Raw genomic sequence first — 11173 nt, forward strand, 5'->3', positions numbered from 1 at the left:
CAGAGGGAGCAACGTTGTTGGGTGGACCCGCTAAGACCCCCAAGGACCCCTTGAACCCACCGCAACACCCCCCCCACGGCGGGGGGGGGGGGGGGCGGGGGGGGGCCCCCCCCCCCCCCCCCCGCCCCTCACCCTCCTCCTCACCGAGCGGAACGCGCGCATGCTGACCTCGACGACAACTCCACCGGGCGTCGAACGGTCCGGCGCCCGATGGGCCCTGGTGTCCGTACTCGCCGCGAACATGCTGGTCGACGCGCTGGAGGTGTCCGCGACCCTGGTGGCGCTGCCGGCCGTCGGCGCCGACCTCGGGCTCTCCGTCCCGCAGCTCCAGTGGATCGTCACCGGCTTCGCCGCCGGCTTCGGCGGGCTGCTGCTCCTGGGCGGCCGCCTGGTCGAACGGCTCGGCCGCCGCGGGGTCTACCTGGCCGCGCTGTTCGTCTTCGCCGCCGCCTCGCTGGCCGGTGCCCTGACGGACAGCGCGACCCTGCTGACCGCCACCCGTGTGGTGAAGGGCTTCTGCGTCGCGCTGACCGCTCCCACCGGACTCGCCATCATCACCTCGACCGTCCCGGAGGGCGCGGCCCGCCGCCGGGCCGTGTCCCTCTACTCCTTCTTCGGCGCCGCCGGCTTCTGCGCGGGGCTGCTGCTGTCGGGCCTGCTGACCGGGATCAGCTGGCGCTGGACCCTGGCCTTCCCGGCCCCCGTGGCCCTGCTGCTCCTGGCGGCCGGTCTGCGGCTGATACCGCGCGACCGGCCCGCCCCGCGGCCCCGCGCGCCCGACTGGCACGCGCCGGCGGGCGGCCTCAGCCTGACCGGCGCCCTCCTGCTGCTCGTGTACGCGCTCGCGAACCTCGCCGGCCCCGGCCGCGAACGGGCCCTCGCGGCGGCCGCCCTCGCCGCGGCGCTGCTGCTCGGCGCCGTCTTCGTCACGGCCGAACGCCGGTCGCCGCGACCGCTGGTGCCCCCCGAACTGCTGCGGCACACGGCGCTGCTGCGCTCCGCGCTCGGCGCCGCCGCGCTCAACGGCTCGTACGTCGGCTTCCTCCTCATCGCCACCCTGCACCTCCAGGGGGCCGGCCGCACTGCCTGGCAGACGGCGCTCGCCTTCCTGCCGGCCGCCGTCCCGCTCGCGCTGAGCGCGCTGTACTCCGGCCGGATCGCCGTCCGGCTGGGCCCGGCGCGAGCGGTCGCCGCCGGAGCGGTACTCGCCCCGATCGGCTACGCGCTCTACCCGAGGGCGCCGGGCGCCGAGCCGGGCACCGCCGGTCTGCTGCCCGCCATGGCGTGCGTCGGCGCCGCCTTCGTCCTCGCCTTCACCGCCCTCCACCTCCAGGCGACGGGCTCCGTCCCGGCGGGGCTCCAGGGGGCGGCGGGAGGGCTCTACCAGACCTGCGTGCAGGCAGGCGCCGTGCTGACCACGGCGTCCGTTTCCGCGCTCTCCACCGTGGGCCGGGCTTCGGCGCTCTGGCTGGTCACCGCCGTCGGAGCGGCCGGGGCGTGCGTCGCGCTCGGCGGTCTCACCCGCTCCGCCCACGTTTCCTCACCACCAACCCGCTCATGAAAGGACCCACCATGTCGAAGGAACCCCTGCGGCTGGCCGTCGTCATCAGCAGTGTCCGCGAGGGCCGCTTCGGGCCGGTGCCCGGCCAGTGGTTCGCCGAGCAGGCCCGTCAGCGGGACGACCTCGTCGTCGACGTGATCGACCTGACGGAGCACGACCTGCCGGCCGCCCTGTCCCACAGCCCCTCCCCGGAGACCGCCGAGGCGCTCGCCACGATCTCGCCGCGCCTCGAACAGGCCGACGCGTACGTGATCGTGACGCCGGAGTACAACCACAGCTTCCCGGCCTCCCTCAAGCACCTCATCGACTGGCACTACACCCAGTGGCGCGCCAAGCCGGTCGGCTTCGTCTCCTACGGCGGTCTGGCGGGCGGCCTGCGGGCGGTCGAGCACCTGCGTCCGGTCTTCGCCGAACTGCACGCCGTCACCGTCCGCGACGGCATCAGCTTCCACTCGGCGTGGGAGCAGTTCGGCGAGGACGGGCAGCCCAAGGAGCCGGAGGGACCGCAGAGCGCCGCCAAGGTCCTGCTCGACCAGCTCGTCTGGTGGGGCGCGACCCTCCGCGAGGGCCGTGCCAAGAACCCTTACCAGGCCTGACACCCGGCCCCGTATGCCCGACCACGGGCGGACGGGGGAAGCCCCGTCCGCCCCGACCCGGAAAGCATCATGAACACACTTCACATGTCGCAGACGTACGAGACAGACAACGGGCTGGTCCACATGACCCCGCCCGACATGGCCGTCCTGGCCACCGCCGGGCTGCGCGAGCGCACCCGCATCCTCGAGCAGTACGTGCGCGAGGAACTCGGCCGGATCCTCGGCATCGAGCCGCACCTGGTCGACACCACGGGCCGCCCCATGGGCTGCCTCGGGATCGGCTCGATCTCCGGCATCGAACTCCAGTACCGGATGGAGAACACGCTGGGCGTCGAGGTGAACCTCCAGCGGCTGCTGCTCGCCAACAGCGCCCAGGAACTCATCGACTGCCTCGCGGGCCAGTTCGGCCCCGAGGCCCACCTGCACGGGGCAGCGGTGCCGGCATGAGCACTACGACCCTGCTGCCGGCCGTCCGCCCGGTCGTCAACCACCAGGGGCTCGACCGGCCCGACTTCACCCTCTCCGCCGACCGCGTCGACCTCTGGCTGATCCGCCGTCCCACCGGGCCGGACGCCGAAGCGCTCGCGATCGGCGAACTCGACGAGCAGGAGCGCAAGCGCACCGACTCCTTCATCCGCCGCTCCGACGGCCTGCTGTACGCCGCCGCCCACGTGGCGGTGCGCCGACTGCTCGGACGGTACACGGCCACCCTGCCCCAGGACGTCCGCTTCATGCGCGAGCCCTGCCCGGGCTGCGGCGAGCCGCACGGCCGTCCCGCCCTGTCCCCGCCGCCCCCGCCGCTGCACTACTCCCTCTCGCACAGCGGCGGCGTGGCCATGGTCGGCGTCGGCACCACGCCGCTCGGCGTTGACGTGGAGAAACTCCCCGGCGCCGAGACGGTGGACATCTGCTCCAAGGCGCTGCACCCCGACGAGCAGCTGGAGATAGCCGAGGCCGAGCAGGGCGAGGAGCGCCGGCAGCTGTTCGGCCAGATCTGGACGCGCAAGGAAGCGTTTCTCAAGGGGCTCGGTACAGGGTTGAGCCGATCGCCCGCCGAGGACTACCTCGGCACCGACCACGGCCGCCACCCGGACGGCTGGACCATGGTCGGCGTTCCGGCCGACTCCACCCACGCCGCCGCGGTGGCGGTGGCGGGGCCGGCTCCCAAGGCGGTCGACGTCAGGTGGGTGCCCGACACCTGGCTGGCCGCGGGCAACACCGTGTGCGGCGCCGCCGCCCCCGGACCGCACCACACGGTCCTCGCCAGTTGAACCGCAAGTAAGGACGTGACCGGATGACCACCGCCTTCGTCTTCCCCGGCCAGGGCTCCGAATGCGCCGGCATGGGCAGGGAGCTGCTCGCCCTGCGGCCCGACCTCGCCGACACCTACTACCGCACCGCCGACGACCTGCTCGGGTTCCCGCTGACCCGGCTCTGCCTGGACGGGTCCCCGCGGGACCTGGAAGACCCGGCGGTGGCGCAGCCGGCGATCTTCCTGACGAGCCTGGCCGTACTGGAGGTGCTGCGCGGCGAGGGCCTGCGGCCGGACGCCGTGGCCGGGCACAGCCTGGGCGAGTACGCGGCGCTGGTGGCCGCCGGCGTCCTGGAGTGGACCGAGGCGCTGTGGCTGGTCCGGCTCCGCAGCGAGCTCGTCGCGACGGTCGGGGACCGCATCGGCAGCGCCACGGCGGCGGTCATCGGCCTGGCCCGTACGGACCTGGCGCGGATGTGCGCCGAGGCCCGGGCGGCCACCGGCCAGGTGGTCGAGGTGGCGGGGGACAACGAGCCCCGCCAGACCGTGGTGTCCGGCCAGGCGCGGGCGGTGGCCCACGCCGCCGACGCCGCCCGGGCGGCCGGGGCCCGGGTGGAGTGGCTGCGCACCGGAGGCCCGTTCCACTCCAGCCTGCTGGGCGAGGCCGAGGCGGAGTTCACCGAGACGCTGATCGCGACGGAGTTCCGCGATCCGGCCGTGCCGCTGGTCTCCGGCGTCACCGGCGGGTGGGTGACGACGGCCGCCGACGCCGTCGTCGCCCTGCGCGGCCAGCTCACCAGCCCGGTGCGGTGGACCGAGGCGGTCGGGACGCTCGCGGCCTCCGGCGCCGACCGGTTCGTGGAGGTGGGACCGGGCCGGGTGCTCGGCGGGCTGGTCCGGCGGATCCTGCCGGACGTCCGGGTCCACTCCACGGACACCGCGGACCGGCTGGCCGGGGCCGTGAACGCCTTCACCGGCACCGCAGTCTGACCATCGACCCCCACAGAAAGGGTGCACGACATGCCCCGAGCGGAGGACACGATCCGGTCCCGGATCGACGAACTCAACGGGATCAAGGAGTCCGCGCGCACCGGTGACCAGGGCGCGACCGAACGCCAGCACGCCAAGGGCAAACTGACCGCCCACGAGCGGATCGCGCTCCTGCTGGACAAGGGGTCCTTCACCGAGGTGGAGCCCCTGCGCCGACACCGGGCGACCGGTTTCGGGCTGGAGGCGAAGAAGCCCTACAGCGACGGTGTCGTCACCGGCTGGGGCACGGTCGAGGGCCGGACCGTCTTCGTCTACGCGCACGACTTCCGCATCTTCGGCGGCGCGCTCGGCGAGGCCCACGCCAGCAAGATCCACAAGGTGATGGACATGGCCGAGGCGGCCGGCGCCCCGCTGGTCTCCCTCAACGACGGCGCGGGCGCCCGGATCCAGGAGGGCGTCTCCGCCCTCGCCGGCTACGGCGGCATCTTCCAGCGCAACACCAGGGCCTCCGGGGTCATCCCGCAGATCTCGGTGATGCTCGGCCCGTGCGCCGGCGGAGCCGCCTACTCCCCGGCCCTGACGGACTTCGTCTTCATGGTCCGCGAGACCTCGCAGATGTTCATCACCGGCCCCGACGTCGTCAAGGCCGTCACCGGTGAGGAGATCAGCCAGAACGGGCTGGGCGGCGCGGACGTCCACTCCGCCACCTCGGGCGTCGCGCACTTCGCGTACGACGACGAGGAGACCTGCATCGCCGAGGTCCGCTACCTGCTGGCGCTGCTGCCCTCCAACAACCGGGAACTGGCCCCCGTGGAGCGCTCCGGCGACCCGGCCGACCGGCTCAACGAGGCACTGCTCGACCTGGTGCCCCTCCAGCCCGGGCAGGCGTACGACATCCGCAGGGTCATCGAGGAGGTCGTGGACGACGGGGACCACTTCGAGGTGCACCCGGCCTGGGCGCCCAACCTCGTCTGCTCCCTGGCCCGCCTCGACGGGCACGTGGTGGGCATCGTCGCGAACAACCCGGCGGCCATGGCGGGCGTCCTGGACATCGAGGCCTCCGAGAAGGGCGCGCGGTTCGTCCAGTTCTGCGACGCCTTCAACATCCCGCTGGTCACGCTGGTCGACGTACCCGGCTTCCTGCCGGGCGTGGACCAGGAGCACAACGGCATCATCCGGCGCGGGGCCAAGCTGCTGTACGCGTACTGCAACGCGACCGTGCCGCGCATCTCGCTGGTGCTGCGCAAGGCCTACGGCGGCGCGTACATCGTCATGGACTCCCGTTCGATCGGCGCCGACCTGGCGCTGGCCTGGCCCACCAACGAGATCGCCGTCATGGGCGCCGAGGGCGCGGCCAACGTGGTCTTCCGGCGCGAGATCGCCGCCGCCGAGGACCCCGAGGCCGTACGGGCGCAGCGGATCGCGGAGTACAAGGAGGAGCTGATGCACCCCTACTACGCGGCCGAGCGCGGCCTGATCGACGACGTGATCGATCCCCGCGACACCCGCTCGGTGCTGATCCGCTCCCTGGACATGCTCCGCGCCAAGCACGCCGACCTGCCCGCCCGCAAGCACGGGAACCCGCCGCAGTGAGCACCGGCGGCGCCCCGCGAGACGAGGAGAGTCCTGTGGAGACTTCGGAACCCGGCCACCTCATCCGTGTGGTGAAGGGAAAGCCCGACGCCGAGGAACTGGCGGCGCTGACCGCCGTCGTACTCGCCCGGGCGGCGGCGTACGAGGGCGAGCACGGCGGCACGGCCGGGGGCGGGCCCGTCCTCGCGGGCTGGCGCCGTCCCGAGCGGATGCGCGGCTTCCTCGGTCCGCGCACCTGGCGCGACAACTCCGCCGAGGCGCGGTCCGCCTGACGGCGTCCGCTTCCTCCCACCCTCTTTCCTTCTTTCCAAGGAGAAACGACATGTCGGACCTCGTCCTCGGACGGACGCTCTTCGAGGAGGCGGTATGAGGCTGCTGGTCACCGGCGGCGCCGGTTTCATCGGCTCGCACTTCGTCCGGACCGTCCTCGACGGCGGATACCCGGGCCACGAGGAGGACCGGGTCACCGTCCTCGACAAGCTCACCTACGCGGGCAACCGGGAGAACCTCCCGGCCGCCCACCCCCGGCTGGACTTCGTCCACGGCGACATCTGCGACGAGGCACTGCTGCGCGAGCTGCTGCCCGGCCACGACGCGGTGGTGCACTTCGCGGCCGAGTCGCACGTCGACCGCTCCGTGCACTCGGCGGCCGAGTTCGTCCGCACCAACGTCGGCGGGACCCAGACCCTGCTGGACGCCGCTCTGGCCACCGGGGTCGGGCGCGTGGTCCACGTCTCCACCGACGAGGTCTACGGCTCCATAGCCGAGGGCGCCTGGACCGAGGAATGGCCGCTCCAGCCGAACTCCCCGTACGCCGCGTCCAAGGCCTCCTCCGACCTCATCGCGCGCTCCTACTGGCGCACGCACGGGCTCGACGTCTCCATCACCCGCTGCTCCAACAACTACGGGCCCTACCAGCACCCCGAGAAGCTGATCCCGCTCTTCGTCACCAACCTGCTGGAGGGCCGGCAGGTCCCGCTGTACGGCGACGGGCGCAACATCCGGGAGTGGCTGCACGTCGACGACCACTGCCGGGCCATCGCCCTGGTCCTGGACCGGGGCCGGGCCGGCGAGGTCTACAACATCGGCGGCGGCAACGAGCAGACCAACCTGCACATCACCGAGCGGCTGCTCGCCCTGTGCGGCGCCGACGCCTCCGCGGTGCGCCGGGTGGCCGACCGCAAGGGCCACGACCTGCGCTACGCCCTCGACGAGACCAAGATCCGCGAAGAGCTGGGGTACGCGCCGCGCGTCCCGTTCGAGCAGGGCCTCGCCGACACCGTCGCCTGGTACCGCGACAACCCCGGCTGGTGGAAGTCCGTCAAGCACCGCACCGACAACTCCGGCCCCGAGGGCCGTGAAGGGATCCCGTCATGAACGTCCACAAGGGACTCATCCTCGATGAGACCGCGAAGTTCCACCAGGACACCCAGAACGACGGGCCCTTCGTCCCCGGCACCACGGAGATCTGGCCGGCCGGCGCGGTCCTCGACGAGCGCGACCGCGCCGCCCTGGTCGAGGCGGCCCTGGAGATGCGGATCGCCGCCGGACCCAGCTCGCGCAGGTTCGAATCGCGGTTCGCCCGCAAGCTGGGGCACCGCAAGGCCCATCTGACCAACTCCGGTTCCTCCGCGAACCTGCTGGCCATGACGGCCTTCACCTCGCACCTGCTGGAGGACCGGCGCCTCCGGCGCGGCGACGAGGTCATCACGGTCGCGGCGGGCTTCCCCACCACCGTCAACCCGATCATCCAGAACGGCCTGGTGCCCGTCTTCGTCGACGTCGAGCTGGGCACCTACAACACCACCGCCGACCGGGTGGCGGCCGCCATCGGCCCCAAGACCCGCGCCATCATGATCGCCCACGCCCTCGGCAACCCCTTCGAGGTCGCCGAGATCGCGCAGCTCGCGCAGGAGCACGACCTGTTCCTGATCGAGGACAACTGCGACGCCGTCGGCTCCACCTACGACGGGCAGCTCACGGGCACCTTCGGCGACATCACCACGGTCAGCTTCTACCCGGCCCACCACCTCACCATGGGCGAGGGCGGCTGCGTCCTGACCTCCAACCTGGCGCTCGCGCGGATCGTGGAATCGCTGCGCGACTGGGGCCGGGACTGCTGGTGCGAGCCGGGCGAGACCAACAAGTGCCTCAAGCGCTTCAAGTACCAGATGGGCACCCTCCCCGAGGGCTACGACCACAAGTACATCTTCTCCCACGTGGGCTACAACCTGAAGGCGACCGACATCCAGGCGGCCCTCGGCCTCACCCAGCTCGACAAGCTCGACGACTTCTGCGACGCCCGCCGCCGCAACTGGCGCCGGCTGCGCGACGGCCTCGAGGGCGTACCGCACCTGATCCTGCCGGAGGCCACGCCCCGCAGCGACCCGAGCTGGTTCGGGTTCGCGATCACCGTGGACCCCGAGGCGCCCTACACCCGGGCCGCCCTCGTGGACTTCCTGGAGGACCGCAAGATCGGCACGCGGCGCCTGTTCGCCGGGAACCTGACCCGCCACCCGGCGTACATCGACCAGCCGCACCGCATCGTCGGCGACCTCACCAACAGCGACATCATCACCGACCAGACCTTCTGGATCGGGGTGTACCCGGCGCTGACCGACGAGATGCTCGACTACGTCATCGCGTCCGTCAAGGAGTTCGTGGGAGGCCGCTCGTGACGGCTCCCACCGTCTCCCCCGCCCCCCTCGCACCCGCGCTCCGGCCCCGCCGCGACGCGGAACTCCCCTCCCGCTTCGCCCGGTCGGCCGCCGCCCGCACCGGCCTGGTGCGCACCACCGCCGACGTCCACTCCTGGCTGGAGGAACGCCGCCGGGCACACCGCTTCCGGGTGGACCGCATCCCCTTCGCGGAGCTGGACGGCTGGTCCTTCGACCCGCGGACGGGCAACCTGGGGCACCGCAGCGGGAAGTTCTTCACCGTCGAGGGCCTGCGGGTGGCCGCCTCCACCGACGGCCGCGAGCAGCGGTGGCACCAGCCGATCATCCGCCAGCCCGAGGTCGGCATCCTCGGCATCCTGGTCAAGGAGTTCGACGGCGTCCTGCACTTCCTGATGCAGGCCAAGATGGAGCCGGGCAACCGCAACCTGCTCCAGGTGTCGCCGACCGTGCAGGCCACCCGCAGCAACTACACCAAGGCCCACAAGGGCGCCGACGTGCGCTACATCGAGTACTTCACCGATCCCCGCCGCGGCCGGGTCCTCACCGACGTCCTCCAGTCCGAGCACGGCTCGTGGTTCTTCCGAAAGAGCAACCGCAACATGCTGGTCGAGGCCATCGGAGACGTACCGGAGCACGACGACTTCCGCTGGCTCACCCTCGGCCAGATCGGCGAGCTGCTGCTCCAGGGCAACGTCATCAACATGGACGCGCGGACCGTGCTGGCCTGCGCCCCCTTCCCCGACCCCGAGGGCGTCAGCCTCCACTCCGACACCGCGCTGCGGTCCTGGTTCACCGCCGAGCGCGCCCGGCACGACGTCAGCGCCGAACGCGTCCCGCTCGCCGGCCTGCCCGACTGGGTGCGGGGCGAGCACTCCATCGACCACGAGGAGGGACGCTACTTCGGCGTCGTCGCGGTCGGCGTGCACGCGGGCAGCCGTGAGGTCGCCAGCTGGACGCAGCCCCTGTTCGAACCCAAGGGCGAGGGCGTCACCGCGTTCCTGACCCGCAGGATCGGCGGAGTTCCGCACCTGCTCGTCCACGCCCGCGTCGAGGGCGGCTTCCTCGACACGGTGGAGCTCGGGCCCACGGTGCAGTACACCCCCTCGAACTACGCGCACCTGCCGCCGGCCGAGCGGCCCCGCTTCCTCGACCTGGTCCTCGGCGCCGACCCGGCACGGATCCGCTACGAGGCACTGCACTCCGAGGAGGGCGGCCGGTTCCTGAACGCCGAGAGCCGCTACCTGTTCGTCGACACCGACGAGGACCAGGTCCCGCTCGAGGCGCCGCCGGGTTACCTGTGGGCCACCACCGGCCAGCTCACCGCCCTGCTGCGCCACAACCACTACCTCAACGTGCAGGCGCGCACTCTGCTCTCCTGCCTGACCTCGGGAGCGGTGCGCCTCTGATGGACCCCGTCCGTATCGGCGTGCTCGGCTGTGCCGACATCGCCCGCCGCCGGATGCTGCCCGCTCTGCGCGCGGCCCCGGGCGCCCGGCTCGTCGCGGTCGCCAGCCGCGACGCCGCCAAGGCCCGCGCCACGGCCGCGGAGGCCGGCTGCGAGGCCGTCACCGGCTACGCGGCCCTGCTGGAGCGGGACGACATCGACGCCGTGTACGTCCCGCTCCCGGCCGCCCTGCACGCCGTGTGGGTGGAGGCGGCGCTGCGCGCGGGCAAGCACGTCCTCGCGGAGAAGCCCCTCACCACCGACCTCGCCTCCACACGGCGGCTCGCGGCCCTCGCCGAGGGGACCGGGCGGGTGCTGAGGGAGAACGTCATGTTCGTCCACCACCCCCAGCACGCCGCGGTACGGGCGCTCGTGGCCGACGGGGCGATCGGTGAACTGCGCTTCTTCCGGGCGGAGTTCTCCATCCCCCGGCTGCCCGACTCCGACATCCGCTACGACGCCGCGCTCGGCGGCGGCGCCCTGTGGGACACCGGCGTCTACCCCGTCCGCGCGGCCCTGCACTTCCTCGGGGACCGCCTCGAGGCCGAGGCCGCCGTACTGGTCCGGGGCGGCCCCGGCCGTGGCGTCGACACCGGCGGGACGGCGCTGCTGCGCACCCCGGAAGGGGTCTGCGCGCAGCTCGCCTTCGGCCTGGACCACGGCTACCGGTCCGTCTACGAGATCACCGGGAGCGAAGGGCGCATCACCGTCGACCGGGCCTTCACCCCGCCCGCCGGCCACCCGCCCCTGGTCCGGCTCGAACGCCGCACCGGCGCCGAGGACATCGTCCTCGCCCCCGACGACCAGGTACTGGCCGCCGTCACCGCGTTCACCGCCGCCGTCCGCACGGGCACGGCAGCCCCGGACGGCCCGGCCCTGCGCCAGGCGGAGCTGGTGGAGGCCGTCCGCGGCGGCGCCCGCGTGCTCTGAACGCACCAGCGGTGGGGGGGGGGGGGGGGGGGGGGGGCCCCCCCCCCCCCACCCCCCCCCCGGGGAAGGGCAGCCCTCTAAACCCCCAAAAACCACGGGACCTTCAGCCCAAAGTCCAGGGCCTCGTGA

Annotated in this window: 11 protein-coding genes; all 11 read left to right on the forward strand. The window is 72.9% G+C overall.

What is annotated here, in order from left to right:
* The first annotated feature begins 160 nt into the window (after positions 1-160).
* The 11 genes from ACZ4WZ_RS32745 (at position 161) to ACZ4WZ_RS32795 (ending at position 11044) form a co-directional block, all read left to right on the forward strand.
* Positions 161-1561: an MFS transporter gene (locus ACZ4WZ_RS32745; RefSeq protein WP_467896597.1), complete on the forward strand. Its 1401-nt coding sequence runs from the start codon at positions 161-163 to the stop codon at positions 1559-1561.
* An 11-nt stretch (positions 1562-1572) separates the two neighbouring features.
* Positions 1573-2157, forward strand: coding sequence for an NADPH-dependent FMN reductase (locus tag ACZ4WZ_RS32750; RefSeq protein WP_467896598.1), 585 nt, complete (start codon positions 1573-1575; stop codon positions 2155-2157).
* Positions 2158-2226: 69 nt separating this feature from the next.
* The gene (locus ACZ4WZ_RS32755) at positions 2227-2604 is read left to right on the forward strand and encodes an acyl carrier protein (RefSeq protein ID WP_467896599.1); all 378 of its coding nucleotides are present in this window, start codon (positions 2227-2229) and stop codon (positions 2602-2604) included.
* Positions 2601-3428, forward strand: a complete 828-nt coding sequence (locus tag ACZ4WZ_RS32760) for a 4'-phosphopantetheinyl transferase family protein (protein ID WP_467896601.1) — start codon at positions 2601-2603, stop codon at positions 3426-3428. The genes ACZ4WZ_RS32755 and ACZ4WZ_RS32760 overlap by 4 nt, the downstream gene beginning before the upstream one ends.
* A 23-nt stretch (positions 3429-3451) precedes the next feature.
* Complete coding sequence (locus tag ACZ4WZ_RS32765) at positions 3452-4399, forward strand: ACP S-malonyltransferase (protein WP_467896602.1); 948 nt, start codon at positions 3452-3454, stop codon at positions 4397-4399.
* A 30-nt stretch (positions 4400-4429) separates the two neighbouring features.
* Positions 4430-5992 carry an acyl-CoA carboxylase subunit beta gene (locus tag ACZ4WZ_RS32770; RefSeq protein WP_467896604.1) on the forward strand — a complete coding sequence of 521 codons (1563 nt, stop codon included), beginning with the start codon at positions 4430-4432 and terminating at the stop codon, positions 5990-5992.
* Positions 5993-6027: 35 nt separating this feature from the next.
* On the forward strand, positions 6028-6264 hold the full coding sequence (locus ACZ4WZ_RS32775) for an acyl-CoA carboxylase subunit epsilon (RefSeq protein WP_467896606.1): 237 nt from the start codon (positions 6028-6030) through the stop codon (positions 6262-6264).
* Positions 6265-6358: 94 nt separating this feature from the next.
* The gene (rfbB, locus tag ACZ4WZ_RS32780; RefSeq protein WP_388943862.1) at positions 6359-7369 is read left to right on the forward strand and encodes a dTDP-glucose 4,6-dehydratase; all 1011 of its coding nucleotides are present in this window, start codon (positions 6359-6361) and stop codon (positions 7367-7369) included.
* Positions 7366-8670 (forward strand): lipopolysaccharide biosynthesis protein RfbH, encoded by a 1305-nt coding sequence (gene rfbH, locus ACZ4WZ_RS32785; protein ID WP_467896608.1) that lies wholly within the window; start codon positions 7366-7368, stop codon positions 8668-8670. The genes rfbB and rfbH overlap by 4 nt, the downstream gene beginning before the upstream one ends.
* Entirely contained in the window at positions 8667-10076 is a 1410-nt protein-coding gene (locus ACZ4WZ_RS32790; protein WP_467896610.1) for an NDP-hexose 2,3-dehydratase family protein, read from the forward strand. The genes rfbH and ACZ4WZ_RS32790 overlap by 4 nt, the downstream gene beginning before the upstream one ends.
* Entirely contained in the window at positions 10076-11044 is a 969-nt protein-coding gene (locus ACZ4WZ_RS32795; RefSeq protein ID WP_467896612.1) for a Gfo/Idh/MocA family protein, read from the forward strand. The genes ACZ4WZ_RS32790 and ACZ4WZ_RS32795 overlap by 1 nt, the downstream gene beginning before the upstream one ends.
* The last annotated feature ends 129 nt before the right edge of the window (positions 11045-11173 follow it).

The sequence above is a fragment of the Streptomyces sp. NPDC029122 genome, assembly GCF_055569445.1.